The following is a 25,141-nucleotide window of genomic DNA, read 5'->3' on the forward strand; positions in this document are numbered from 1 at the left end:
GCTTCACAAACGCGAGAGCCAAGTCTATTCGCCGGCAGGATGCCGCCGCTACGAGGCGGTTCATTGAACCGTCGACCGATTACGTCTGCCTCCGGCATCCTCCTCTTTCGAACTCTCAAGCAAGACCCTCTGACATGCCTCAGCCATCCTTCCGCGTTCGGGTGACCAAAGACCATCTGGTTTTCAGTGCCGCTCACTTTATTACGTTCAACGGCAACATCTGCGAACGGCTGCACGGGCATAACTGGCGGGTCGCCGTGGAAGTCACCGGGGGACTGGATGAGAATCGATATGTTTTCGACTTCATCGCTCTCCGGGATGCGACGCAGAATCTCGTGAATGAACTCGATCATCGGGTGCTGTTGCCCGAGTCGCATCCGATGATCCGGGTCACCGATCATGGTCACGAGGTTGAAGCAACATTCGAAGAACGACGGTGGATCTTCCCTCGAGAAGACGCCGTTATTCTGCCGGTGCAGAATACGACCGCTGAAGAGATTGCGCAGTGGATGGTTCAGCGGCTGGTTGATGACGTCATAAAAAAACATCGACACGAACTGCAGAGCGTTCGTGTCGATGTTGAAGAGAACTTCGGCCAGTGGGCTCAGTGTGAATTACAGCTCCCGTAGGAGCTGGTGCGAGGTGCACTTTAGTGGACTCAACCTGAGAGGTGGTGTCAGTGTCAGGCGATGAGTCGGGTCTTCACTGGCCCGGCCGGAGTGCTTGGAGCAGTGTACTTTTTGGTGTGACCGTCCGGTCCGCGAAAGATGCAGCGTTTCAGGCGATTCAACGCTCATTCGCGGATAGACGGTAGAGCGATTCGCTCTAGTAGTTTTCCGGGGTCGGTCTGACATCGCAGGTCACATCGCAGCTGTCGTCGCACTGATCCCATTCGTCGTTGTAGGTGCTGCCAGCGATGCTTCCCTTGTGACCGGCGGTCCCGTTGTAGGCGAAGTTCTGATTGATGCTGCCGAAGGCGGCTCCGACGTCTTCGAGCTCCTGATTGACGTTGAAGGCGACTTCCGAAAGTCCAACGACCATTCCCAGGACACAGATGGTGGCGACCAGGACCAGTTCAGCCGAGATGATGAAGCCAGCTTCGTCGTTGTACAGAGCGTTGATGATGTTCGTCATTGTTGTGGTCTCCAGAAGGTGTTTATTCGAAGTGTGGTGGTTGTTTGGTGAAGGGAGATAAAGCAGGCAGTGTGCCAGTCCCGCCGCCGCTCGGACGAGAGCTGCGGAAATCCCCATCGCGTTGGGATTCTAAGTTCCTTCTGTAAAGCTATTTAGGACAAATCGAAAAACTGTAACGAATCGTTGACAGTCCGCTTACAGCCGGCTCAGGCGATGTTGTGCTTTATCCACACCCAGCATCCGCGCCGTTGTCGGCGCGATGTAACTCACCGTGTAGTAACGGCTTAAGTCCACGTTTTCGAAAAACAACGTGTTGCCGTCGCACCACACGGCGACCCCTGCCCTCGGGCACGCGAACCGAAGCCTGAAAAAATCTGGAAACATGTCCCGAGACGGTCGATGGGGCAGAGTCCCGTTCGACTGAGTTTGAGATGCGTGAAGCTCACGAGTGCCCCGAACTCTTTAGAAGGAATCTGTAATGCAATTGATCACTCCGTTTCTCTGGTACAACACCGAAGCTGAAGAAGCCGCCCGCTTCTACACCTCGATCTTTCCAGACTCGAAAATTCTGAGCACGTCCTACTACGGCAGCAACACGCACATGCCGGAGGGAACCGTGATGACGGTGAATTTCGAACTGGCCGGACAGAAATTCGTCGCGATGAACGGAGGGCCGAACTATCCGCTGACGCCGGCCATTTCGTTCATGGTCGAAGTCGATTCTCAGGAGGAACTCGATCGCTACTGGGATGCGTTGTCTGCCGGAGGGGAGCCGGTTCAGTGTGGCTGGCTGACGGATAAGTTCGGACTGTCGTGGCAGATCACTCCGCCGGAACTGCTGCAGATGATCGAAGATCCGGATTCCGCTCGAAAAGAACGGGCGATGGGAGCCATGATGCAGATGGTCAAACTCGACCTCAACAAGCTCCGCGAGGCTTACAACGCCTGAGATCGCGGCTGCCAGATGCGGTAGATCGGTTCTGCTTCCGGACGATGTGCCGGTTTTCCTGACTTGCTGGGAATCCGGCTTGTCGGAATCTATTCTTAGCAGGCAATTTTCTAAACAGAGCGGAGCAAGCTGAGATGAATTATCTGGTTATCCACGTCGATCTGGAACAGATCGAGCACTTCGACGGAGACGCCATCGTTGCGGATCTGGAGCAGACCGGCGTTGACGTCGAACTGGAAGAAGGGCCTCCCGATGAGGCTTACGTCGATATTTTCTGCACATCGCGGCGGAAACTTCTGCCCGTCTGGCAACATGTCCAGAAGCTGCTGGCTGCGAACGCCGCTCTCGCTGACGCGTCGATCGTCTGCTGCACCGGGGAAAATGGCTGGGACGACTACTATCTCCTCCATGGAGCCGGCGAAGACGAAACGGTTGATGTTCTGGAAGCTTAGTTCGACTCTTCGCGAGGCTCCGAAGCTTACGAAAGGCGTTTCAGTCGCGATCGGCTTCCCGAACGATGCATCTTGTCCAAGTCTTAACGATGACTTAGAATAAGTTGCCCCACGGTCTCGCCTTCCAGGACGTAGTCGTAGTGAGGCCGATGGACGAAAATCGCTTTTCAAGAGGAGCCGTCTGATGCGGAATTCCGCCAACTTTGCGTGGCTGATGTGTTTGTGCCTGTCGTTGTCCGTGGTTTGGGTGAAGGTGACTCACGCCGAGGAGGATGAGGCGGACACCTACGAACTGATGCGGCTGTTCGTGGATACGTTTGAGGAAATTGACGACAACTACGTCAAAGACATTGACCGTCGCGAGCTGATTGAGGCGGCTGTCCAGGGCATGCTGGCCAAACTGGACCCTTATTCCAACTACATCAGCCCCGATGACCTGGCCTCGTTCGAACAGGATGTGCAGCAGGAGTTCGGCGGCATCGGCATCCAGGTTCACTTCGACCCGGATCATCGGCAAATCGTGGTGATGACACCACTCCCCGGCACTCCCGCTTACAAAGCCGGAGTTCGCGCTGGCGATCGCATCATCAGCATCGAAGGCCAGAACGTTTCGGAGTTCGAGGTCGGCAAAGAACTCGCAACTGCGGTGAAACTGCTCAAAGGCCCTGCCGGTGCCAAGGTCACGATCACCGTGAAGCATGAACCGGAAGATCCCCTTCAGGGAGCTGCCGTCACCGAGACAGACACCGACGAAGTCTTCGAGGACGAGCCGGTGGAAGTGAAAAGCCTGATCGAAAAGCTTGAGATCGAGCGGGACGTGATCAAAGTCGCGACCGTCATGGGTGATCGTTACAACGCGGACGGCACCTGGGATTTCATGATCGATGACGACAAGAAGATCGGCTACATCCGTCTGTCTCATTTCAGCCGCAACAGTGCGAGCGAACTCCAGGCGGCCTTGAAGCAGCTGGAAAAAGAAGGCATGCAGGGGCTGATTCTGGATCTCCGCTGGAATCCGGGCGGACTGCTGACTTCCGCGACAGAGATCTCGGACCTGTTCGTTGAGTCCGGAAAGATCGTGAGCACCAAAGGCCGCAATACTCAGGAACGAACCTGGCGCGCCAAGAAGCGAGGCACGTTCAGCGGCTTTCCAATGGCCGTGATGATCAACCGGTTCTCGGCTTCGGCCAGCGAAATCGTAAGCGCCTGCCTGCAGGATCACGGCCGGGCCGTCATCATCGGCGAACGGTCCTGGGGCAAAGGGAGCGTGCAGAACATCATCGAACTCGAAGATGGCGACAGTGCCCTGAAACTGACCACCGCCAGCTATCACCGTCCGAGCGGCAAGAACATCCATCGCTTTCCCAAGGCCAAGCCGGAAGACGAATGGGGCGTGATGCCGGATGACGGATACAAGGTCGAGTTCACGACGAAAGAGATGATCGAGTACCGAAAGTATCGCAGCGAACGGGATGTGCTGAGCGAAAACGGACCGGAAGAAAGCGACTATGTCGATCAGCAGCTGAAGAAGGCTCTGGAGCACGTCCTTTCTGAACTCAATCCTGAGGATGAAGCACGGGAGGCCAAGGAAAAGCCGGAAGACGCCGTGGCTCCGGCTGATGGCAAGAAGGCCGCCTTCATTCCGCGATCGTTCTTTGTGGTGCCCGCGATCACGGTGCTCTAGAGCAGTTTACTTTTTGGTGTAACCGTTCGGTCCGCGAAAGATGCAGCGTTTCAGGCGATTCAACGCTCATTCGCGAACATACGGTAGAGCGGTTTCCAGGCGTAACCGGCAACGGGCCGAGCGATTTGCTCTGGAATCTGTGCATTGAAGTGACGGTCCATTGCCGGGCTTGCCCGCAGTGGACCTTTTTTATTGTCGAAGTGGAACCGAACTCGACTTATGGCCGAATTGCTGCTCTCTCTCGAATCGACATGCGACGAAACTGCTGCCGCCGTGATCCAACGAGACGGAACGGTCTTAAGTTCGATCGTTTCTTCTCAGACTGATCTCCATGAGCGTTACGGCGGCGTTGTGCCTGAAGTGGCCGCTCGCGCCCACCTCGAACGCATTCTGCCCGTCATCGATCGATCACTGCAACAGGCGGGCGTGCAGCTGAATCAGCTCTCCGCGGTTGCCGTCGCTACTCATCCGGGCCTGATTGGGTCATTGCTTGTGGGGGTGACCGCGGCCAAGACGCTGGCGATGACACTCGACGTTCCGTTGATCGCCATCGACCATGTCACCGCCCACATCTACGCCTGTCAGATGGTGTCCAGAGAGAAGATCTTTCCAGCGGTTGGCCTGGTGGTGAGTGGCGGCCACACGAACCTCTACGATTGCCGCGATGCCCTGACGGCGACTCTACTCGGGTCGACGATCGATGACGCCGCCGGGGAAGCCTTCGATAAAGTCGCGGCTATTCTTGAGCTGCCGTATCCGGGGGGGCCTTCGATTCAGAAGTGTGGCGAGCAGGGGAATGAAGATGCCTTTCCGTTCCCGCGTTCGTTCTACGATCAGTCACGACTCGCGTTCAGTTTCAGCGGATTGAAGACAGCCGTGCTCTACGAAGTTCGGGGCAAACCGGGGCACCAGAACGTCCCGCCGCCGATGACCGATCAGCGCCGAGCTGATATCGCGGCCTCCTTCGAGAAAGCGGTTGTTGAAGTCCTGGTCCGAAAGTGCGAACAGGCACTCGCGCAGACGGGGGCGAAAAATCTGTGCGTCGGAGGCGGAGTGGCAGCAAATCGACGGCTGAGAATTGCTCTGCAGAAAATGGCCGGGAAGCGTAGGATTAAGCTGGTCGTCGCTCCCATGGAGTACTGCACCGACAACGCGGCGATGGGGGCGATCGCCTGGGAGAAGTACGAACGCGGACTGTTTGCCCCACTTAATATCGATCCGACTCCCGGGCTTGTTCGCGCTCCGATGTGAAGCCGCCCGCAGGCCGCTCCGTCGCGGATTGCTTTCACCCAGGCAAAATGAAGAAAAGCCGCGACGGGAATCCCATCGCGGCTCTTTAGATTCTCTGTGCGCGCTGGCAGCTTACGAATTCATTGCCATTTCAGCAGGGGCGTTTCCTTCAATCACATCTGCCAGGCGGCGAACTTCTTCGAGTTCTTCGCGGCGGGCTTTGATGGTTTCCGCAGTCGGATCTTCGCGGCGGAGACGGATGGAGCTGGCAATATAACGAAGGCCTTCGAGCAGGAGTTCCTGTTGACGGCCGGTGATTTCCACAGTCATGCGATCATTCGTGGACATGATTCAAAATCCTTATTTGAAACGCGGCTGCAGAACTTCCTGTTTCAGTGGCCGACTTTGTAAACGTTCCCGTCGTCTGGCAGGTCAGCCCGACCTGTCTGTGTGACGATTACTGGATGTTATGGTAGCAACTGTCAGACCAAACTCAATCGATTACAGTTCTGGCTGCGGGCAAACTCTCGGAAAGGGGAGAACTGAGAACGGTTACGCCCCGGCGGAGTGGTCGGAACGTGTCAGTATTGACCCACGTCTTTATTATCGAACTTCCCGGCGTCCAAATTTGCTTTCGCTGTCCGGGAGCTTACGACGGCTACAGACGGTCTTTTGCGAAATTATGCAAATCCGTTTCAATCGTTACGCAAACCTTACAACGGCCAGTGGTCTTCGTCCGGCCCGGGCGCCCGTCAACTCAACAGGCGACGCTGAAAGACCCGGCAGGCGGATCGTTCAATTTGAGCCGTTGTTCTCATGTGTGTCGTGTGCACGCCAGTTGCCGTTGCGGAACGATTCGGCCATGGCTTTGGGAACATTCGCCTCAGCCAGGACGACGCGAGCCCGGTTTTCCTGGGTGAGGGCGACCATCTCGGCTTCGGTAGCGACGGCACGAGCCCGCTTTTCTTCCGCCCGGGCACGGGCCACACGCATGTCTGCTTCGGCCTGATCGCCCTGCAGTCGAGCCCCCACGTTGTCTCCCACATCGATATCGGCGATGTCGATCGAAACGATCTCGTAAGCGGTTTGCGAATCGAGACTCTTGTTAAGCACGGCTTTCGCGATCAGCATCGGATTGGCGAGCACATCTTTGTGGCTTTCGCTCGAGCCAATGGCCGAGACGATTCCCTCACCAACGCGGGCAATAATTGTATCTTCTGTGGCTCCACCAATCAGCTGAGCCAGGTTCGTCCGAACAGTCACGCGGGCACGGGCTTTGAGTTGAATGCCATCCTTCGCCACCCCGTCCAGCGTATTCCGGGAATGACGACGGGGATCCGGGCAGTCGATGACTTTGGGGTCGACGCTCGTTCGCACAGCGTCCACGACATCGCGGCCCGCCAAATCGATCGCCGAAGCCGTGTCCCAGTCGAGATCGATGCTTGCTCGCTGAGCGGCGATCATCGCCTGAACGACGCGGCGAATGTTTCCGCCGGCCAGATAGTGAGCTTCAAATGCAGCCGTTGGAATCTTCGGCAAACCGGCCTGCACGGCCATCACGCGGGCATCGATGATACTCGTCGGGTTCACCTTACGCAGCGACATCAGCACGAGGCGAATCGGATTGACGTGGGCTCCGGTTACGAAACCACGCAGCCAGAGATGGAAGTACTTCGTGAAGAGTACGAACAGCACGATACCCATGATGACCGCGAGAACGATCGCGGCGAAGATGATTAACTCTTGTGGGATCATGGTGGTTGTCTTTCTCAGGTGCGGCAGAGTTTTATGAACCCCGGGAGGGCAATGGTTCGCCTTCGATTGAGTTTACTTCGCCAAACTTCCTCCATGCAAGCATTGCTGCGGCAGGTTCGCCGTTCCGAGCCGGAACAGTTGGCAAACGAGCCCGCCCCGGCTCGGAATCCCTCGAATGCCCCCTGCCGCAGGGACTGTCTGAAGTTGGCTATTGAGAAAGTCGTCTTACTTCCGGTATAAAGGGAGATAGATCGGCCCGGACTGATGCGTCCCGGCCGCAGCTTCCGGTGCGTTTCCGCTCCGTGACTCTCCGCTCTTCCGAGGTCGCTGCATGAAGATTGTATTCGCAACAACGCGAACTCGTAGTGTCCGATCGCTGCGACTTTTTCCGAGCTTACTCGTAATCGCGTTCTGTTTTCTATGCGCGGCGTCTCCCGTGCTCAGCGGACCGGTCGACTTTGAGAAGCACGTCCAGCCGATTCTCCGGCAGCATTGCTTCCGCTGTCATGGCGAATCTCACGACAAAGGCGGTCTGCGGCTGTCTCGACGCGAAGCGGCACTCGGTTCCGCGGATTCCGGCGAATCGATTATCACGCCCGGGAAGCCCGACGAGAGCCTGTTAATTCACCGAATCGCGGATCCTGATTACGGCGATGTGATGCCGCTCGATGGAGAACCGCTGTCGACCGAGCAGATCGCAGTGCTCCGGCAATGGATTACCGAGGGATCGAACTGGCCCGATTCCGCCGCTGTCAGTCGACACTGGGCGTACGAACCGATCGCTCGTCCGGAGCTGCCCGAAGTTCAAGAACAACCGTGGATCCGCACTCCGGTGGATCACTTCATCCTCTCGCGTCTCGATGAAGAAAAACTGAAGCCGGCTCCTGATCAGGATCGCGCCGGCTGGCTGCGGCGAGTTTCGCTCGCTCTGATCGGCTTGCCGCCGACTCCGGAAGACGTCGCCGAGTTCGTGAGTGATGATTCCGTCGACGCCGAACGAAAAGTTGTCGACCGCCTGCTGGCATCACCCCGGTTCGGAGAGAAGTGGGCCGTGGGCTGGCTCGATCTGGCTCGCTACGCGGACTCCAACGGCTTTCAGGCCGATCAACTCCGCGACAGCTGGGCCTACCGAGACTGGGTGATTGAGGCCTTCAATCAGAACAAGCCGTTTGACGAATTCGTGATCGAACAACTCGCCGGTGATCTGCTTCCGGACGCCACCGCGGATCAGCGGATCGCAACCGGTTTTCATCGGACGGTCACCTGCAATGTGGAAGCGGGAGTGCATCCTGAAGAGAACCGCATCAATCAAGTGTTCGACCGGGTTAACACAACCGGCACGGTCTTCATGGGGACTTCGATGGAATGCGCCCAGTGTCACGATCACAAGTACGATCCGTTTACACAGACCGACTACTATCAGCTGTTTGCCTACTTTAATAACACCCCGCTTGAAGTGAAGCAGACGGCTGGGGTCACGTTCGACTTTTACGGCCCGTCGATGGAACTTCCGATGGAGCCTGAAGAAGCGGATCGTCGTTCCGAGTTAAAAGCCGAACTCGCCAAGTTGCAGGAACAGCGAGACCAGCGACTGCAGGAGGCTGAGACTGAGTATGAACAATGGCTGGCCGACTTGCGGGATGACGCCGGGGAAGCCGACTGGCAGCCGCTCACTGTCGTTGAGTTTAACACGACCGGCGGCGAAACCTGGGAAGCTCTCGACGATCAGTCGATTCTGGTCACCGGCAAGGTCCCCGACAAAACCACCTACACCGCCATCGTGCAGTCGGAGTTGAAGAAACTCACGGCGCTCCGCATCGAAGCGCTGACGCATCCTGAGATTCCGGGACACGGGCCGGGGCGTGGCGATCCGGTTCGCAGCAATTTCATTCTGAGTGAGTTCGTGGTCACGAAAATCGGAAGCGACCGCGATCAGAAGATCGAACTGACGGCAGCCGCCGCTGATTACTCGCAGCCACGCTGGGAAGTTCCCAAGGCAATCGACGGCGATCCGTCGACCGGATGGGCCATCGGTCAGGAGTTTCAGAAGCCGCACTGGGCCCGCTTCCAGCTGCTCAAGCCAACAACCTTCGCCAATGACGACCGACTGCGGATCGAGATGGTGCAGAACTACGGGCGCGGGCGAACGATTGGCCGTTTCCGCCTTTCGGCCTTTGCGGGCGATCCACTTCTGCTCGATGTTCCAGAAGAACTTCAGCAGCTGGCCGCGAAAGAGAAGCGGTCCAGGGCGGAGGAGAATAAACTCCGCGACCACTTCAATGAAGCGGACCCTCAGCTGACCCGGCTTGATCGCAAGATGAAGGCGGTTGAGAAACAGCTCAATGCGCTGGCCCCGCCGACAACTCTGGTGATGGTCGAAATGGAGGAGCCGCGAAAGACCTGCGTGCTGAATCGCGGCGATTACCTCTCGCCCGGTCAGGAGGTTTCTCCGGCTGTTCCCGCGTTGTTTCAGGGCAGTGCAGGGGAGTACCCGGAGAATCGACTCGGATTCGCCCAGTGGCTGGTCAGCGATGAGAATCCACTTCTTGCCCGGGTAACCGTCAACCGCTGGTGGGCCGAGCTGTTCGGTCACGGTCTGGTGGCGACGACGGAAGACTTTGGGACTCAGGGAGAGCCGCCGACGCATCCGGAACTGCTCGACTGGCTCGCCAGCGAACTTCGTGAAAACGAGTGGTCGATGAAACATGTACTGAGGCAGATCGTTCTTTCCTCCACTTTCCGGCAGTCGTCGCGATTCACACCGGAGCTGCTGGAAGGTGATCCGAAGAATGAACTCTACGCACGTGGACCGCGCTTTCGCCTGACGGCTGAGATCGTTCGCGACAATGCGCTGGCCATCAGCGGGCTGTTGTCTGAAGAGATGTCCGGTCCGCCGGTCATGCCCTACCAGCCCGATGGGATCTGGCGTTCGATTGGTCGGAACCAGCCGAAATGGGTGACCGCCAAAGACGAGGATCGCTTCCGTCGTGGCGTGTATATCGTCTGGAAGCGGGATGCGCCCTACACCTCGCTCGTCAGCTTCGATGCTCCCGATCGAACCGCGTGTGTTCCACAGCGGCCCCGGACGAACACTCCGCTCCAGGCCCTGACGCTGCTCAATGATCCGGCGTATGCCGAAATGGCGCTCGGGTTGACCCTGCGGATGCTGGAGGAATCTGTCGATGAAACCGATCACAGCCGAATTGATCGCGGCTTTCAAATCGCCGTCGCTCGGGACGCCCGACCCAAAGAAGTCGAAGTTCTTTATGGTCTGCTGCAGTCGGAACGGCAGCGTGTCCAGGACGACCCGAAGCTGGTCGAACAACGGACCGGTCTGAAACTACCGGGTTTTCCGGAGAGAAACGTCGATCAGAAAGAAGCGGCCGCATGGTTCGCGGTCGCGAACGTGCTGTTGAATCTCGACGAAACAGTCACTCAGGAATAGCAGAACAACCCGTCCAACGTTCGATTCTGCTCTCGATCGTCGAAGTGGATGTCTCTTCCAGAGATCAGGAGCAGGCGGACAACAGTTGTGTCATCGTGATCGTGATCGATCAGGACAATTCGCCCGAAGCGGGCAGGAGTAACGCAGATGCATCCTTCTCAGATAAAGTCGCAGCAGGATCTCACGCGACGGTACTTCCTCCAGAAGTCCGGCTATGGCATCGGCTCCTGCGCGCTGGCTTCGCTGTTCCTTCAGGATGCGGCAGCGAAATCGAGAGAGAACCCACTGTCTCCGCAAACCACGGATTTTCCAGCTCGGGCGAAGAATGTGATTTACATTCACCTGGTTGGAGCACCCTCGCATCTCGATCTGTTTGATTACAAGCCGGAGTTACAGAAACGAACAGGCGAGCTTTGTCCGAATGAGTTCTTCGAAGGGAAGAAGCTGGCGTTCATCCGAGAGCAGCCGACGCTTCTGGGAACACCGGACGATCCGAGTTTCAAGTTCAACAGCTGTGGAGAATCGGGACTTGAGATGTCGAGTCTCCTGCCCCATCTCCAGACCGTCGCCGATGACATCACAGTGATCAAGACCGTCACCACCGATCAGTTTAATCATGCCCCGGCTCAGTTATTTCTTCTCACCGGGTTTGGTCAGTTCGGTCGACCAAGTCTCGGCTCCTGGGTCACTTACGGACTCGGCTCTGAGAACCAGAACCTTCCCGGTTTCGTCGTGCTGATTACCGGCCAGGTGCTCGGAGCCGGCAGTAGTGCCTGGGGCAGCGGATTTATCCCAACTGTTTATCAGGGAGTCGAGTTCCGCAGCCAGGGCGATCCTGTGCTCTATCTGTCAAATCCGGATGGCGTCTCGCCGGGCAGCCGCCGCGATATTATTGATGCCGTCAACGGGCTCAATCAGGTCCACTACGGCGACGTGGCTGATCCCGAGATCGCGACTCGCATCAGCCAGTACGAGATGGCCTACCGGATGCAGACCAGCGTGCCGGAACTCATGGACATCAACTCGGAATCTCCGGAGATTCACCAGATGTACGGCACCGAGCCCGGGAAAACGAGCTTTGCGAACAACTGTCTGCTGGCTCGCCGACTGGTTGAACGAGGCGTCCGTTTTGTCCAGCTGTTCGACGAAGGCTGGGATATGCACGGCGGGGTTTTCAATAATCTGCCGCGGAAGTGCAAGCAGGTAGACCAGCCCATTGCGGCACTCCTCAAAGATCTGAAAGAACGTGGCTTGCTTGACGAAACGCTGGTGGTCTGGTCATCCGAATTCGGCCGCACGCCCATGGCACAAGGAAAGAACGGGACCGGAGCCATGACCAAAGCGGGCCGCGATCATCACAAGGAAGCCTATTCCATCTGGATGGCCGGCGGCGGCGTGAAGGGGGGGTATGTTCACGGAAAGACCGACGAGCTGGGCTATGCTCCGGTCGAAAATCCAGTCCATGTACACGATCTGAACGCCACGATTCTTCATCTGCTCGGCATGAATCACGAGCGGCTGACGTTCAAATATCAGGGCCGTCAGTTCCGACTGACCGACGTGCACGGTCACGTCGTCCGCGAAATTCTCGCCTGATCCGGCCGCAGTTATTCGCGAGGAGGCAGCGGTTCGGGGCGGTCCGGCGGGTTTCCGTTCGGTCCATTGAAGGGGGGCGGACCGGGACGATCGTCCGGTCGCCGATCGCCTGGTCGACGATCATCGGAACCTCGCCCATCTGGTCCCCGTCCCTCGGACGAGCCGCCACGGCGGAAGCCGCTGAAGCTCGGCCGCATTTCCCAGAGCACGCTTTGCACGAACACGCCGTTGGTGAAGACGCTTTCGTTCTGGTGGGCATCCCACAGGTAGAGCCATTTCAACGCTTCGGCCTGATAATCGGCGGGGCTGTCGAGGAGAGCCGCCTGTTTGTTCGGTTCGAGTCGGGCGAAGAACGACTGAAGTTCGTTATTGCTTACCTGATCCTTCTGGGCGAAGCTGTTCATCTCGGAGACGAGCAGACTCCGGATCAGCAGACTGCGAAACGCGATCCGCTCATAGACGGCGGTCGAAGGCGACCAGGCCCGGTCATTCTGCTCTGGAGAAGGCTGGAACTCAAAACCTTCCTGCCGGACGATCCGCATCGTCTGTTCGGGGGGCCAGTTCGCTGGAGCATCGTGCGTGTTGGCCAATGAAGCGCTGAGGATGTGGAACTTCTTCTTAATGCCAGTCGCTTTCGTCTGTTCGATCTGATCCCGCTGAGCGGTGCCGAGCTGATCAAACAGGATCTCATCGATTATCTTATTGAGCTGTTCTTCGGTCATCAGATACGGAGTGGTGTTGTTGACACTCCGGCTGGGATCGAGCATCCACAGCAGACTCGACATGCGGCGATCATTGCGATCGAGCATTCGCGAGATCAGCTCGGGCAGCAGTTGGACGTCCTTCTGACGGCTTTCCCGCAAAATCGCTTCCACAACGGCGATCTGGGCAGCCGGTTCCGGAGAATTCCGCAGGCGTTCCCGTTCGAACGGGTTGAGCGACTGCAGCCATTCGATGTATCCGTCAACGAGCGGTTCGAGCTGCTGTTGTTCGACGTAGTTGTGCAGTTCCCAGTAGCGTTGCTGCTCGGCGGGGGACAGTTTCTGGTATCGGGCCAGGTTCCGCTCCAGTCGATTGCGTTCTTCCTGCGGAAGGTCGGCAATTTCCCGTTTGATCGAACGGAACTCTGAGTAGCTGAGCCGATGGCTGTAGCCGGCTCCACACAGCCAGAACAGGCCGAACGTGCAGAGGGAGGCGATGAGCATCGGCGAACGCTTCGAGAGCTGCCAGCGAGGAATCTGATCTGTCTGATCGTTTTCGGGGATTTGCGGTTTCATATCATCGCCCTCCCTGACCGAATTCGACGCGGCGTCGTTGCCATTCCGGATTGCTCTGCAGCTTCTGGAGAAACTCGATCGAGCCGACTTCTTCATAGCTGTCGAAGTTCTTCAGCAGGGGATAATTCTCGATCATTGCATCTGTCGTTGTCGGGGGGACAGAGCGAGCCAGCAGGTAACCTCCCAGCCCGCAGGCCATGACGAGCACCCAGCCGACCGCCCGGACACCAATCCGCCGCGCTTCGCTCATCCATTCCGGTTCGCTCCACGGCCGTTGATCATCCTCCATTTTCACGGTCGCCAGCGTGTTCTGCGCGAACTCGTCGGAAGCCTTCACGCGAGGAAGCGTGTCGAGCATCTCCCACGTTGAAGCCAGCGACTCCATATCGTGACGGGCGACCTCATTCTGCGCCAGCAACTGTTCGATGCGCTGCGCTTCATCTTCGTTGAGCTCGCCGTCCAGATAAGCAACGAAGTTGGATCGTTGCTCGGCTGTCAGTCTTGCCAGTTTGTCGACCATGGGAATACTCGGAATGTTGCGGCGAGCCGCGATGGGTCAGAAGGGCTCTGGTTTTTCACGGAGCAGTTTGGATGTCGGTGCCGTTGGATGTCAGTTTTGGTCAGGTCTGCAGATAGTTCTCAAGGTGTTCTCTCAGATTCTCGCGAGCCCGCGACAGCAGCGACTTCACTGCGGACGGGCTCAACTCGAGTGTTTCGGCGATATCGGCGTAGCTCATCTCTTCGAACTTGTTGAGCAGGACGGCGATCCGCTGCCGATCATTCAGATTCTCCAGCGCGTCCTGGATGACCGCCGACAACTCCGTACGGTCGAGCTGACGGGCCGGCATCAACGAGGATTTCTCCGCGACGTTTTTCTCCGGAATCCGCATGCTCTGCGGTCCGCTCTCCCCGGTTCCGAACTGCACTTCCTTGCGGCGCTGTTTGGAGCGTCGCGAGTTGCTCGCCAGGTTATTGGCGATTCGGAACAACCAGGTCGAGAACTTGGCCTGCGGTTCATAGGCGTGTCGGGCCCGGTAAACGCGCAGAAAAGTTTCCTGAGCCAGATCCTCGGCTGCGTCCTGGGAGCCGAGAATTGTGGCAAAGATACTGATCACACGATCCTGATAACCCTCGACGATTTCACCAAATGCTTCCTCGTCTCCTTCGCGGACTCGGAGCATCAGCTGCACGTCGGGATCGCTCAGGTAGGGATTATTCGCAGTTTGCGTTGACGCATTCACGATGAGGGAACTTTTCAGGTTCTGAGATCCGGATGATCCGCTGTGATTGAATTCACTCTGGGATGCAGTTTCTCGGGCCGAACAAACGGCGGCATTTCCGGCGTGGATTCCAGCTCAATTGACTCGACGGAGAGACTTCTTACGATGGCAGAGTTCCCCGTCGAGATTTGATGTGCTGGTCTCGCACTAAGACTATAAACCCGCCCGATCGCTCGAAGTTTCGTCATTCGAGCACCGGTCGGCGGTATTCGCTGTGTCGGGAATGAGTGATGAACGTATTGTTACAGCATCCCCGACCGCTTTCCACTTTGGGCTTTTCGTTTTTTCCAAAATGACACTTTCGACTTTGCCGATCAGCTATTGCGGGAATGTTCATCCGGCTCAGACCGTCGCCGAATTGACACAAGTCCTGACCACGCAAACCGCCCGCGTTCAGCGGCAGTCCGAGTTTCCGATCGCGGCTGGCCTCTGGCTGCCCGATGCCATCACCCGCGAACTCGAAGAGTCGCCAGCCAGGCTGGAACCAGTCGCGACCGCGCTGCGCGAGAATCAGCTGGCCTGCTACACTCTGAATGCTTTTCCGTTTGGCAACTTCCATTTGGAACGCGTGAAAGAGCAGGTCTACCTGCCCGACTGGACCGATCCGCAACGGCTCGAGTACACGATGCGGTGTGCCCGCCTGCTGACACGTTTGCTTCCCGACGGCGTGGAAGGGAGCATTTCGACCGTGCCGCTCGGCTTCAAAGCTCTGGCCGATAAGCCCGATTTCGAGCAGCAGTGCATTACCAATCTGCTTGAACTGGCCCGCCAGCTCGACGAACTGCACGACGCCACCGGACAGGTGATTCGCCTGGCCATCGAACCCGAACCACTTTGTGTGCTCGAAACGACCAGAGAAGTCATCGACTTCTTCAACGCTTTACGGGCCCGCGTCGATTCCGAAGCACTGCGGGAAATCGTCGACCGGCATCTCGGCGTCTGTTACGACGTCTGCCATCAGTCGGTCGAGTTTGAAGACGTTGCCGAGTCGATCGCTGACCTGAATCGTCATCAGATCCGCATTAATAAGGTGCACATCACCTGCGCGATCGATCTGGAGAATCCGGCTCAGAATACCGCAGGCCGAGAGTTCCTCGCGGATTTTGCCGAAAAACGTTATTTGCACCAGACGTTTCGAAACAGTTCAACGGGGACGGTCTCTGAGCTCGATCTGACAGCCGAGTTCGCTCGCAATCCCCCAGCCGAGTGGCTCGAAGCCGATAGCTGGCGGATTCATTTCCATGTCCCCGTGCACGCCGATTCCCTCGGGCCGCTCTCGACAACCCGGGCCGATCTGAAGAAGGCTCTCGCAGCCGTCGCTGGTCTCGAATACGCCCCGCATCTCGAAGTCGAAACTTACACCTGGACCGTGATGCCCGGGAAAGATCTGCCGGATGTGTGCGACGGACTGACCGAAGAACTGGCCGCGACGCATCGCCTGCTCAACGAACTGCCGAAGCCCTGAGATGGACTATCGCACCAGAAACCGGGCGGCTTATAACCAGCTCGTCAGCGACGGCGCGGTCTTCTCCCGCGTTGCGACCGATGAAGAATGCCAGCGGCCGTTAGCCGTCCTCGACTCTCGCGGCTGGCTGCCGAGTTCGGTGCAGGGGAAGCAGGTCCTCTGTCTCGCCGCGGGCGGCGGCTGGCAATCGATCCTCTACGCCAGCGCCGGGGCTCAAGTCACTGTGGTGGACCTCAGCCCGGGCATGCTTGCCCTGGACGATCGCGAAGCCCGCATTCGCAACCTGAAGCTGAAACTGATCGAGGCTTCGATGGACGACCTGAACATGCTCGGCGATGAGCAGTTCGACATCGTTCATCACCCGGTCAGCACCTGTTACGTGCCCGATCTGGCCCCCGTTTTCCGGGAAGTGGCTCGCGTGCTGCGTGTCGATGGTCTCTACATCAGCCAGCACAAATCCCCAATCAGCCTGCAGGTGACCCGCCGCACGGAACGGGACGAATACGCGATCGGCGTCGACTACTACCACTCCGGACCGCTTCCGGCGGTCGAAGACAAGTCGTACCGCGAACCGGGAGCCGTCGAGTTCCTGCACCGCTACGACCAGATCCTCGGCGGCATGTGCGCAGCCGGCCTTGTCATCGAAGCCTTCGCCGAACCCAAACGCGCCCACCGCCAGGCCACCCCGGGCGACTTCCGCCACCGCGGCAACTACATCGCCCCCTACCTCCGCATCAAAGCCCGCAAACTGCAGACTACGATGAAGAACGAGGAATCGTCGAAGCTCTGGACCCCGTGATCCGGCAAACTTAGAGACACGGGATGGCCCGGAGGTTTACCTCCGGGTTGCGGAGCAACAAGCAGTTGCCCATCGGCGAATTCGATCGATTGTGCATGCATTCCCAACGAGAAGCAAGTTGTTCGGTACTCGTGTTCCCACGTCTGCTAATCACCAACGTCCCACGGTCAGCTGCTGGTGACTTCGTCACCCGGAAGTGAACTTCCGGGCCATCCTTGTTCGTCGAGTTCCGCCGAAAGCGGGGTGCCATGCCCACGCTCGCGTGGGCATGCCTGTCTTCGACGTTCCCAGGCAATCAGCATCGCATCCCCATAACAGTAAGGTCGCGGGATGGCTCCGGAGTTTATCTCGGAGGTGCGCAGCAACAAGCCGTTGCCCTTCGACTAATTCGGTCTATTCGGCAAACCATAGTTCTAAGCAAATCACGCCGTGCACGGTCCTCACGTCTGCCATTCATCATCGGCCCACGTCAACTGCTTGTGACTTCGTCACCCGGAAGTGAACTTCCGGGCCATCCTTGTTGACCGAATTCCGCCGAAAGTGGGTGCCATGCCCACGCTCGCGTGGGCATGCTTTTTCGGGGTTGCACAGCAACAGGTGGTCGCCCGTTGATGGACTCGGTCCAGAGCCCGTTCCAATCCTGTTCAGAATCGAGCTGTGCCGTAACAGTAATGGTATTACGGATCCCCGTCTGGTATGGTCGATTGGCGAGAGTTGACCCTGGAATGTGGCCCCACCAGCAAAATGCCTCATGCCCGTCCGATCTGTCCCCCCCCCTCAGAAGGGCTCTGCAATGCCTAATCGACGTCTTTCAGTGCCCTCAGGTTGTGTTCGCCGGTCTCGACTACGAGGAATCGGTTGCGGTGCGGCTGCTGAGGTGCTGGAGGCTCGGGCTCTGCTCACGGTATATGTTGTTAACACGGCGACCGATGTTACCGTCAATACGAACAGTAATTCCGATGGCTTGATCAGTCTGCGGGAAGCGATCACCGCCGCGAACAACAACGCTGCATTTGGAGATGCTCCGGCCGGGTCATCCGGGACAACAGATATTATTCGGTTCGCTCCCTCGATGCGGGGGCAAACGATCACGATTCAGGGAGATGACTTTCTCATTGCGGGCAATCTGAAGATCGACGGTGTCATCGACGGGATCGCAACCAACCTCCCTCGCATCAATGCCTCGAACGCCTCTCGGCATTTCTTTATCGCCTCCGGTTCAATCGTCGAGATCAGCGGGCTCATGCTTTACGGGGGAAACGGGACCGATTCGGGATCGGGGCAACAGCAGGGAGGTGCTATCCAGAATTTTGGAAGTCTGACGCTTCGCTCAATGTGGATTCACGGAAACACGGCTGGAATCGGTCGGGGGGGCGGGGTCTCCAGTCTCATCGGCTCGATCAATGTGATTGACAGTACAATCTCCAACAACACTGCGGCTGAAGCTGCGGGACTCTATCTTGGAGTTCCGGGAAAGATCATCAATAGTACCGTGAGCGGAAATGAAGCCGATCAATTCGCCGGAGGCCTGTGGGCACAATCCGGAGCGAACCTGGGAATCACCAACAGCACGTTTACGGGAAATCGCTCAGATACCCTTGATGAAAGCGGTCAACCTGGCGGGGGGATCGGAGTCAGCGGAAATGGCGTTGTGGTTGTTGAGAACACGCTGGTGGCCGGGAACTTCCAGGGGAACGGCACCACGCCGAATGATGTCTTCAATTCCAGTTCCTTCACGGGGTCCAACAATCTGATTGGTGATGCGAACTCGTCAGGGGGATTGTCCGACGGTCAGTTTGACAACATTGTCGGCGTCAATGGCTCCGGAACGCGTGACATCACGACGATTCTCGACACAACGCTGCAGAACAATGGCGGAACCTGGCCGACACACGCTTTGCTGCAGACATCCATAGCCGTGAACAATGGCGACAGTCAGCTGGCCCGGGATGAAAACGGAAATTTCCTGGACTCCGACGGCCGGGGGGCTCCCTTCACGAGGTTCGGTATCGGCACCGCGAACGCGGGCGCGACCGTTGACATTGGCGCCTATGAACTTCAACCCCGCTTCGCGGTCAATACTCTCGCCGACGAAACCGACGATCCCGAGACCTTCTCGCTGAGAGAAGCGCTTCAGGCGGCGAATGCTCAAGACATCGGTTCCAATGTGGGGGGCTCGACCGACGAGATTCTCTTCTCGTCGACACTCGATGGCGGGACGATCACGCTCAATGGAACCGCTTTGCAGGTCATGTCAGGTCGAACCAGAATCGAGGGGCGGGGAGCCGATCTGCTCACCATCAGTGCAAATGATCAATCCAGTATTCTTGGCGTGGCGTCTACCGGAATCGTCGAAATCAGCGGGCTCAAGCTGACGGAAGGCCGCAACGGTTTCGCCGGAGGGGCGATCGTTAATCAAGGCCAATTGACATTGAGAGAAATGTGGCTCACAGGCAATCAGGCTCTTATCGCAGGAGCGGTTGACAATCATCGAAGCGGGGGTGTCGCGACGCTGACGCTCATCGACAGTTTGTTGGAAAACAACCGCACGTCATTCAGCGGAGGGGCAATCTACAATTCAGGATCGCTCACCGTAATCAATACGACGCTGTCCGGGAACGAGTCTAAAACAGACGGCGGAGCGATCTACAATAACGGTGTTTCGATCGTCACCAACTCGACGATCACCGGTAATCATGCCATTTTCGACGGGACTGCCTCTGATGGAGGCGGAGGAATCTCCAACGACGGTGGGGCGATCACGCTCAATAACACGATCGTGGCAGGGAATTTTTCAGGAACCCAAGAAGCTGCGCATGATATTCGCGGCACAGTCGAAATGAGTTCCAGCAACAATCTTATCGGCACGGCGAACGCATCTGGCGGCCTTGTTGATGGAACCAACGGCAATATCGTCGGCGTCAAGATTCACGAGGTGCTCGATCCCGTCCTTCGCGACAACGGCGGCTCCACACCGACGCATGCTCTCATCCCGAATTCTCCGGCCATTAATCGCGGCAACAACGCTCTGGCTGTTGACGAGAATGATGACCCGCTCACTTCCGATCAGCGGGGAGTTGGCTTTGATCGAGTCCTTACCCGCGTCGACATGGGCGCCTTCGAAGGCTTTCGGGATCCGATGACCTCGTTCACCGGCTTCTTCAACGGGAACTGGTGGCTGGCGACTCCCGATGCGAACGGAAGTTACGACACCAATGTCGCCGCCTCCGGCCCGGCCAGTACCTTCCAGAAAGTCCTCACCGGAGACTTTAACGGAGACGGACACGACGACCTCGCCGCCTGGCTCTTGAGCGGACAGTGGCGTGTCGGCCTGAATGACGGCAACGGAAATTACAACTTCACCCCCTGGACGACCTGGTCAGGGCCGAATATCAAGGAAGTGCACGTCGGCGATTTCAACAACGACGGACTCGACGACATCATCGGTCTGTTCGAAATTTCGAATCGGAACCGCGGCCGCTGGTGGGTTGGCCTGTCGGATGGAACTCGATTTACCAACCGAAGCTGGGGCGACTTTGGCAACTTCTCCGGAATTCTGGATGTGGCGGTCGGCAACTTCGATGGTGTGAAGGGGGACGACCTGGCGATCATCACCGCGACTGGCAACATCTTCATGGCCAAAACGAGCAACTCGTCGTTCCAGTACCTGTTCTCGCACAACTGGAGTGTGAACTCCGGCTTCAATTTCTTCCAGCCGGGCGACTTCAACGGCGACGGTCGCGAAGACCTGGTCGCCGTCTTCGGCAGCGGAGCCAGCAAGAGTATCTTCGTCGCGAAATCTCTCGGCCCGGCCGCCGGTTTTGCGAGCCTCAAGTTCTCCGATCTCACCGCGACGCAATCGCTCGACTCGTTTGTCGTGGGCGATTTCAATGGCGATGGCAAGGATGATGTCGCCGCCCGGCTCAACACCACCAAATGGTGGCTCGGCCTGGCTGGCGTGAACGTCTTCAACTTCACATTCGGCACCACGTGGTCGTTCGCGTCCAGCGGAGTCAACGATATTCACATCGGCAGCACGAACGGAGACGCTAACAGCGATATTCTGGGCCGTGGCAGCAACGGAAACTGGTACAGCGCAGAATCAAATGGCACCGGTCTGACGAACCGCGTGATCGAAACGTGGGCCCCAGTCAACTGGCAGTTCGTCAACGGTGGCGACTACAGCACACCACCAGCCGCTCCGGCGAGTAAAGACGAACTGTTCACCCCACAGTCCTCGCTCCAGACGAATGAACCCGCCCAGGATCTCGCAAGCCGCTGGAGTGGACCTGAAGAGACGAATCAGGCAATCGACTCGCCAGGCGTTAACACCCTCCCAGCCTTCGGCCACGAGCATCCCGAGGAAATCGATTCTGAAGAGTACGGCGTCTTCGGAGAATCCAGTCTTCTCGATCTCCTCTTCGCTTCGTAAGCGGCTGCGAAAGTCGGTCGAGAGGTCTCAATGGGAAAGCAACCTGTGTTCTATCGGTTCCATGTCTGCCATCGGCCCACGGGCGACTGCTTGTGACTTCGTCACCCGGAAGTGAACTTCCGGGCCATCCTGCCGCACTCGACTGCTGCAATTCGTTGTTATGCGTTTTTTTCGGAACGCTGCCAACACACAAATCGATTATTCTCGGCTGAACTCATTGCGTCAATCATCGCCTCATCGCGAAACTGAGGCAAAGCCTGAAGACTCTCTAAGAGCTTAGCTTCGCCGGTTGCACCTTGCGGAATGATGCAACCGCCATCGGAGCCGTGCAAAACCCAGAAGACGTCGGGCAAGAATGGTCCTTCATCCGTTGTATGTATTTCTACAAGCTGAAGGTCATTCCAACTTATTGATTCAATTGTCCCGTCGGGACGTGAACAACGGACATCAATGTCAGAGATGTCAACGATGTATTGGCTTTCTGGTATCAGTTGTGGCTTCCTGTCGGGGTTTGCCAAGGCCTCATCAACTATCCGCTTGATGATTCGTTTTGAAGCCCATCGTTGAAGGGTCCAAGTGACAATCAATGCCGTCGTAGCGAAGAAGGCCACAGCGATTATTGCGATTGGATCCATCAGCGGTCTCTAAACAAATAACGGCGGGATGGCCCGGAGGGCTACCTCCGGGTTGCGGAGCAACAAACAGTTGCCCATCGGCGAATTCGATCGATTGTGCATGCATTCCCAACGAGAAGCAAGTTGTTCGGTACTCGTGTTCCCACGTCTTCTAATCACCAACGTCCCACGGGCAGCTGCTTGTGACTTCGTCACCCGGAAGTGAACTTCCGGGCCATCCCTTCGAATGAGTTCTTCCGGAAGTCGGGTGCCATGCCCACGCTTGCGTGGGCATGCTTGTCATCGACGTTCAAACAATCAGCATCGCGTCCCCGTAGCTGTAGAATCGATATTGCTCCCGAATCGCTTCGGCGTAACAGGCCATGATCTGCTCGTACCCGGTGAAGGCACTCAGCATCACCAGCAGGCTTGATTTTGGCAGATGGAAGTTCGTGATCATTCCGTCGATCGCATGGAACTCGAACCCCGGGCGGATGAACAGGGTCGATTCTCCCTGCCACGGCTGCAGCGACCCCGATTGGGCGGCTGTTTCCAGAGTGCGAACCGTCGTCGTGCCGACCGCGATGACACGGCCTCCGCTGGCTCGAGTTTCGGCGAGCTTGTTGACGGTCTCTTCGGAGACCTCGCACCATTCGGAGTGCATCTCGTGTTCATCGAGATTCTCGACGGCAATCGGACGGAACGTGCCCAGTCCGACATGCAGCGTCACTTCCGCGATGCCGACTCCCGATTCCCGGCAGCGATCAAGAAGTTCGGGCGTGAAGTGCAGTCCGGCTGTCGGAGCCGCGACGGCTCCCGGCGTACTTGCGTAAACGGTCTGATATCGTTCCCGATCCTCAGGTGCGGCTTTGCCATGCTGAATATAAGGCGGCAGCGGAATCGCGCCGACGCGGTCGAGCAGTTCCCAGGCGGTCGCCGTGTCGCCGTCGTTCAGGACCGGCTGCACACGCCACGTTCCCTGTTCGTCGCATTCCAGAAACTTCAGCTGCAGCTTCGACTGCTGATCTTCGCTGTGAACGGTGACGGTTTCACCCAGCTGCAGCTTTCCTTTGGTTCTGCCGATGAGAATCCAGCTGTTGTCGGCATCGAGCCGGAGGAAGAGCCCCTCCCACTTTCCGCCGGTCTGATCGCGAAATCCCCGCAGTCGAGCCGGGACGACGCGGGTGCGGTTCAGCACGAGACAATCGCCCGGACGAACGAACTCCAGCAGATCGCGAAAATGGCGATGAGTCTTCGCTCCCGAACTGCGATCGAAGACGAGCAGCCGCGAGTCGGTGCGGTGCGGAGCAGGGGACTGAGCGATTAATTCCTCGGGAAGAGTGTAATCGTAAGAGGAAATCTGATTAAGATCCGCCATCGGCAGGTGTGTCTCGTTTCGTAGTAGAAGGGACTCAAGAGGATGGCCCAGACGTTTAAGTCTGGGTGGCGCAGCCACAAGCGGCTAGTCTTCAGCGCGTTTGCCGGAATCAACTTCGATTCCAATCCGGCTCGCTGCGGTCCTTGAGAGGCCGGTTTATATCCATTCACACACAGTTTAGCAATTTGCTCCGTCACGACATGCCACAGACTCCGGTCCCCATTTTGTTCTGCATCACCGAGCTCGATCCCGGCGGCGCGGAGCGGGCATTCGTTCAGCTGATCACCCGGCTCGATCGTACGGAATGGAATCCGCGTGTTGTTTGCCTCAGCGGAGAAGGGGAACTGGTCGAGCAATTGCGGCAGAACGGAATCGAGGTCGTCTGTCTGCATGCGAGCCGCCGGCGGCCTCTGGCGGCTCTGCTAAAACTTCGTCGCGAGATGCGACGATTCCGCCCGCGTCTGGTTCAGTCTTATCTGTTCCATGCGAATCTGCTGGCCCGCATCGCCGCTCGCATGGCGGGCGTGCCGGTGATGGTCTGCGGAATTCGCGTCGCCGAACGGCGCTCCAATTCTTATCTGAAGCTCGACCGCTGGACCGATCGCTGGGTGACGCGGCACGTTTGTGTCAGCGAAGCGGTGCGAAGATTCACGGTCGAACAGGGCGGGCTTCCGGCGGAAAAGCTGCTCGTCATTCCGAACGGCGTTGATCTTGATCGCTTCCGGACCGCGGAGCCGGTGTTGCGAACGGAACTCCACTGCAGCGACTCCGACTTCCTGATTCTCTTCGCCGGCCGCCTCGATCCACAGAAAGGCGTGCTGTCGCTGCCGGATCTCGCTGAAAGACTGAAGCCGAAGTATCCTCAATTGCGGTGGCTCATCGCTGGGGAGGGGCCGCTGCGCGGTGAACTCAAGCAGCAGATTCAGAGCAGAGGCCTGACGGAGACCGTGCAACTGCTCGGCTCCCGGGACGACATCCCGGAATTAATGAAAACCGCCGATCTGTTCGTCTTCCCTTCTCGCTGGGAAGGGATGCCGAATGTCATTCTCGAAGCGATGGCGGCCGGACTGCCGATCGTCTCCACCGCCGTGGAGGGGATTGAGGATCTGTTAAAGGACGATATGTCAGGAGCGATTGTTCCAATCGGCGAGAATGCAGCATTGGCTGTGCGAATTGAACAGCTCATTGAGCAGCCGGAAACTCGCGAACGATATGCGAGCCAGGCGTCGCGAGCGGTTGGGCGATGTCCGACCTGGGACGCGGTCGCGGAGCAGTATCAGGAGCTGTACCGCGAACTCTTGGTGCTCGAGCAGAAAAAGTAGGCTGGGATAGCCGAAGGCGTATCCCAGCAAATGTGCTCGGTACTGGAGTACGGCTGCCGTCCCAGCACTGCCTGGAGTAGTCCCGGGCGGGACAACAGGAGTGGTGTTCTCAAATGGGACGGGCCATGGCTGCGGTTTCTTTGAATACCGGACGATTCCAGTTCTACACGCGGATGGCGCTGCCTCTTGTCGTTTGCGCGACCCGCCCGCTGAGGCGGACGGGCCACCCCACATCAGTATGTCTCAACAGGTGACCCGCTGCTGTCTACAAGACGTGACGCAGGACAAACTCTTCCCACCAGAAGGACTGCTCCCGTTGAAACGACTCA

19 protein-coding genes are annotated in these 25,141 nt (G+C 57.8%); 11 read left to right on the forward strand and 8 right to left on the reverse strand.

Going from position 1 to position 25,141, the window contains the following annotated elements; genetic code table 11:
• Positions 1-134: 134 nt before the first annotated feature.
• Positions 135-629 (forward strand): 6-pyruvoyl trahydropterin synthase family protein, encoded by a 495-nt coding sequence (locus tag L1A08_RS00615; protein WP_238753057.1) that lies wholly within the window; start codon positions 135-137, stop codon positions 627-629.
• A 196-nt stretch (positions 630-825) separates the two neighbouring features.
• On the opposite strand, the gene L1A08_RS00620 is transcribed toward L1A08_RS00615, so the two are convergent.
• Positions 826-1,134, reverse strand: coding sequence for a branched-chain amino acid aminotransferase (locus tag L1A08_RS00620; RefSeq protein ID WP_238753059.1), 309 nt, complete (start codon positions 1,132-1,134; stop codon positions 826-828).
• A gap of 478 nt (positions 1,135-1,612) precedes the next feature.
• On the opposite strand from L1A08_RS00620, the gene L1A08_RS00625 reads away from it, so the two are divergent.
• From L1A08_RS00625 to tsaD, 4 genes are all read left to right on the forward strand, one after another.
• The gene (locus L1A08_RS00625; RefSeq protein ID WP_238753061.1) at positions 1,613-2,083 is read left to right on the forward strand and encodes a VOC family protein; all 471 of its coding nucleotides are present in this window, start codon (positions 1,613-1,615) and stop codon (positions 2,081-2,083) included.
• A 134-nt stretch (positions 2,084-2,217) separates the two neighbouring features.
• Positions 2,218-2,535: a hypothetical protein gene (locus L1A08_RS00630; protein ID WP_238753064.1), complete on the forward strand. Its 318-nt coding sequence runs from the start codon at positions 2,218-2,220 to the stop codon at positions 2,533-2,535.
• A 184-nt stretch (positions 2,536-2,719) separates the two neighbouring features.
• Positions 2,720-4,219, forward strand: a complete 1,500-nt coding sequence (locus L1A08_RS00635) for a S41 family peptidase (RefSeq protein WP_238753066.1) — start codon at positions 2,720-2,722, stop codon at positions 4,217-4,219.
• A 219-nt stretch (positions 4,220-4,438) separates the two neighbouring features.
• Complete coding sequence (tsaD, locus tag L1A08_RS00640; RefSeq protein WP_238753069.1) at positions 4,439-5,470, forward strand: tRNA (adenosine(37)-N6)-threonylcarbamoyltransferase complex transferase subunit TsaD; 1,032 nt, start codon at positions 4,439-4,441, stop codon at positions 5,468-5,470.
• Between the two features lie 111 nt (positions 5,471-5,581).
• Here tsaD and L1A08_RS00645 read toward each other — a convergent pair whose 3' ends face one another.
• Positions 5,582-5,797: a hypothetical protein gene (locus L1A08_RS00645; protein ID WP_238753071.1), complete on the reverse strand. Its 216-nt coding sequence runs from the start codon at positions 5,795-5,797 to the stop codon at positions 5,582-5,584.
• A gap of 447 nt (positions 5,798-6,244) precedes the next feature.
• Entirely contained in the window at positions 6,245-7,204 is a 960-nt protein-coding gene (gene floA / locus L1A08_RS00650) for a flotillin-like protein FloA (RefSeq protein WP_238753073.1), read from the reverse strand.
• Positions 7,205-7,640: 436 nt separating this feature from the next.
• Here floA and L1A08_RS00655 point away from each other — a divergent pair, with 436 nt between their 5' ends.
• Together L1A08_RS00655 and L1A08_RS00660 are read left to right on the forward strand one after the other, a co-directional pair.
• Positions 7,641-10,649 (forward strand): DUF1553 domain-containing protein, encoded by a 3,009-nt coding sequence (locus L1A08_RS00655; RefSeq protein ID WP_238753075.1) that lies wholly within the window; start codon positions 7,641-7,643, stop codon positions 10,647-10,649.
• 147 nt (positions 10,650-10,796) lie between these two features.
• The gene (locus L1A08_RS00660; RefSeq protein ID WP_238753076.1) at positions 10,797-12,245 is read left to right on the forward strand and encodes a DUF1501 domain-containing protein; all 1,449 of its coding nucleotides are present in this window, start codon (positions 10,797-10,799) and stop codon (positions 12,243-12,245) included.
• A gap of 11 nt (positions 12,246-12,256) precedes the next feature.
• Here L1A08_RS00660 and L1A08_RS00665 read toward each other — a convergent pair whose 3' ends face one another.
• The 3 genes from L1A08_RS00665 to L1A08_RS00675 all read right to left on the reverse strand — a co-directional run bounded on the left by L1A08_RS00665 (position 12,257) and on the right by L1A08_RS00675 (position 14,763).
• Positions 12,257-13,522, reverse strand: coding sequence for a hypothetical protein (locus L1A08_RS00665; protein ID WP_238753078.1), 1,266 nt, complete (start codon positions 13,520-13,522; stop codon positions 12,257-12,259).
• Position 13,523: 1 nt separating this feature from the next.
• The gene (locus tag L1A08_RS00670; protein ID WP_238753080.1) at positions 13,524-14,042 is read right to left on the reverse strand and encodes an anti-sigma factor family protein; all 519 of its coding nucleotides are present in this window, start codon (positions 14,040-14,042) and stop codon (positions 13,524-13,526) included.
• Between the two features lie 100 nt (positions 14,043-14,142).
• Positions 14,143-14,763, reverse strand: coding sequence for an RNA polymerase sigma factor (locus tag L1A08_RS00675; RefSeq protein WP_238753082.1), 621 nt, complete (start codon positions 14,761-14,763; stop codon positions 14,143-14,145).
• Positions 14,764-15,094: 331 nt separating this feature from the next.
• Between L1A08_RS00675 and eboE the strand changes: the two genes are divergently transcribed.
• The 3 genes from eboE (at position 15,095) to L1A08_RS00690 (ending at position 21,498) form a co-directional block, all read left to right on the forward strand.
• Positions 15,095-16,267, forward strand: a complete 1,173-nt coding sequence (gene eboE / locus L1A08_RS00680) for a metabolite traffic protein EboE (RefSeq protein ID WP_238753084.1) — start codon at positions 15,095-15,097, stop codon at positions 16,265-16,267.
• A gap of 1 nt (position 16,268) precedes the next feature.
• Entirely contained in the window at positions 16,269-17,066 is a 798-nt protein-coding gene (locus L1A08_RS00685; protein ID WP_238753086.1) for a class I SAM-dependent methyltransferase, read from the forward strand.
• Between the two features lie 793 nt (positions 17,067-17,859).
• The gene (locus L1A08_RS00690; protein WP_238753088.1) at positions 17,860-21,498 is read left to right on the forward strand and encodes a choice-of-anchor Q domain-containing protein; all 3,639 of its coding nucleotides are present in this window, start codon (positions 17,860-17,862) and stop codon (positions 21,496-21,498) included.
• 158 nt (positions 21,499-21,656) lie between these two features.
• On the opposite strand, the gene L1A08_RS00695 is transcribed toward L1A08_RS00690, so the two are convergent.
• Positions 21,657-22,133: a hypothetical protein gene (locus L1A08_RS00695; RefSeq protein ID WP_238753090.1), complete on the reverse strand. Its 477-nt coding sequence runs from the start codon at positions 22,131-22,133 to the stop codon at positions 21,657-21,659.
• Between the two features lie 289 nt (positions 22,134-22,422).
• Positions 22,423-23,490 (reverse strand): tRNA preQ1(34) S-adenosylmethionine ribosyltransferase-isomerase QueA, encoded by a 1,068-nt coding sequence (gene queA, locus L1A08_RS00700; RefSeq protein WP_238753092.1) that lies wholly within the window; start codon positions 23,488-23,490, stop codon positions 22,423-22,425.
• A 200-nt stretch (positions 23,491-23,690) separates the two neighbouring features.
• On the opposite strand from queA, the gene L1A08_RS00705 reads away from it, so the two are divergent.
• Positions 23,691-24,812 (forward strand): glycosyltransferase, encoded by a 1,122-nt coding sequence (locus L1A08_RS00705; protein ID WP_238753094.1) that lies wholly within the window; start codon positions 23,691-23,693, stop codon positions 24,810-24,812.
• Positions 24,813-25,141: the final 329 nt, after the last annotated feature.

The sequence above is a fragment of the Rubinisphaera margarita genome (assembly GCF_022267515.1).
GTDB classification, from domain to species: domain Bacteria; phylum Planctomycetota; class Planctomycetia; order Planctomycetales; family Planctomycetaceae; genus Rubinisphaera; species Rubinisphaera margarita.

Bases quoted from the DNA above. Each gene is read 5' to 3' on its own strand.
- L1A08_RS00615 (WP_238753057.1), top strand. From the start codon at position 135: ATGCCTCAGCCATCCTTCCGCGTTCGGGTGACCAAAGACCATCTGGTT.
- L1A08_RS00620 (WP_238753059.1), bottom strand. From the start codon at position 1,134: ATGACGAACATCATCAACGCTCTGTACAACGACGAAGCTGGCTTCATC.
- L1A08_RS00625 (WP_238753061.1), top strand. From the start codon at position 1,613: ATGCAATTGATCACTCCGTTTCTCTGGTACAACACCGAAGCTGAAGAA.
- L1A08_RS00630 (WP_238753064.1), top strand. From the start codon at position 2,218: ATGAATTATCTGGTTATCCACGTCGATCTGGAACAGATCGAGCACTTC.
- L1A08_RS00635 (WP_238753066.1), top strand. From the start codon at position 2,720: ATGCGGAATTCCGCCAACTTTGCGTGGCTGATGTGTTTGTGCCTGTCG.
- tsaD (WP_238753069.1), top strand. From the start codon at position 4,439: ATGGCCGAATTGCTGCTCTCTCTCGAATCGACATGCGACGAAACTGCT.
- L1A08_RS00645 (WP_238753071.1), bottom strand. From the start codon at position 5,797: ATGTCCACGAATGATCGCATGACTGTGGAAATCACCGGCCGTCAACAG.
- floA (WP_238753073.1), bottom strand. From the start codon at position 7,204: ATGATCCCACAAGAGTTAATCATCTTCGCCGCGATCGTTCTCGCGGTC.
- L1A08_RS00660 (WP_238753076.1), top strand. From the start codon at position 10,797: ATGCATCCTTCTCAGATAAAGTCGCAGCAGGATCTCACGCGACGGTAC.
- L1A08_RS00665 (WP_238753078.1), bottom strand. From the start codon at position 13,522: ATGAAACCGCAAATCCCCGAAAACGATCAGACAGATCAGATTCCTCGC.
- L1A08_RS00670 (WP_238753080.1), bottom strand. From the start codon at position 14,042: ATGGTCGACAAACTGGCAAGACTGACAGCCGAGCAACGATCCAACTTC.
- eboE (WP_238753084.1), top strand. From the start codon at position 15,095: ATGACACTTTCGACTTTGCCGATCAGCTATTGCGGGAATGTTCATCCG.
- L1A08_RS00685 (WP_238753086.1), top strand. From the start codon at position 16,269: ATGGACTATCGCACCAGAAACCGGGCGGCTTATAACCAGCTCGTCAGC.
- L1A08_RS00690 (WP_238753088.1), top strand. From the start codon at position 17,860: ATGCCTAATCGACGTCTTTCAGTGCCCTCAGGTTGTGTTCGCCGGTCT.
- L1A08_RS00695 (WP_238753090.1), bottom strand. From the start codon at position 22,133: ATGGATCCAATCGCAATAATCGCTGTGGCCTTCTTCGCTACGACGGCA.
- queA (WP_238753092.1), bottom strand. From the start codon at position 23,490: ATGGCGGATCTTAATCAGATTTCCTCTTACGATTACACTCTTCCCGAG.
- L1A08_RS00705 (WP_238753094.1), top strand. From the start codon at position 23,691: ATGCCACAGACTCCGGTCCCCATTTTGTTCTGCATCACCGAGCTCGAT.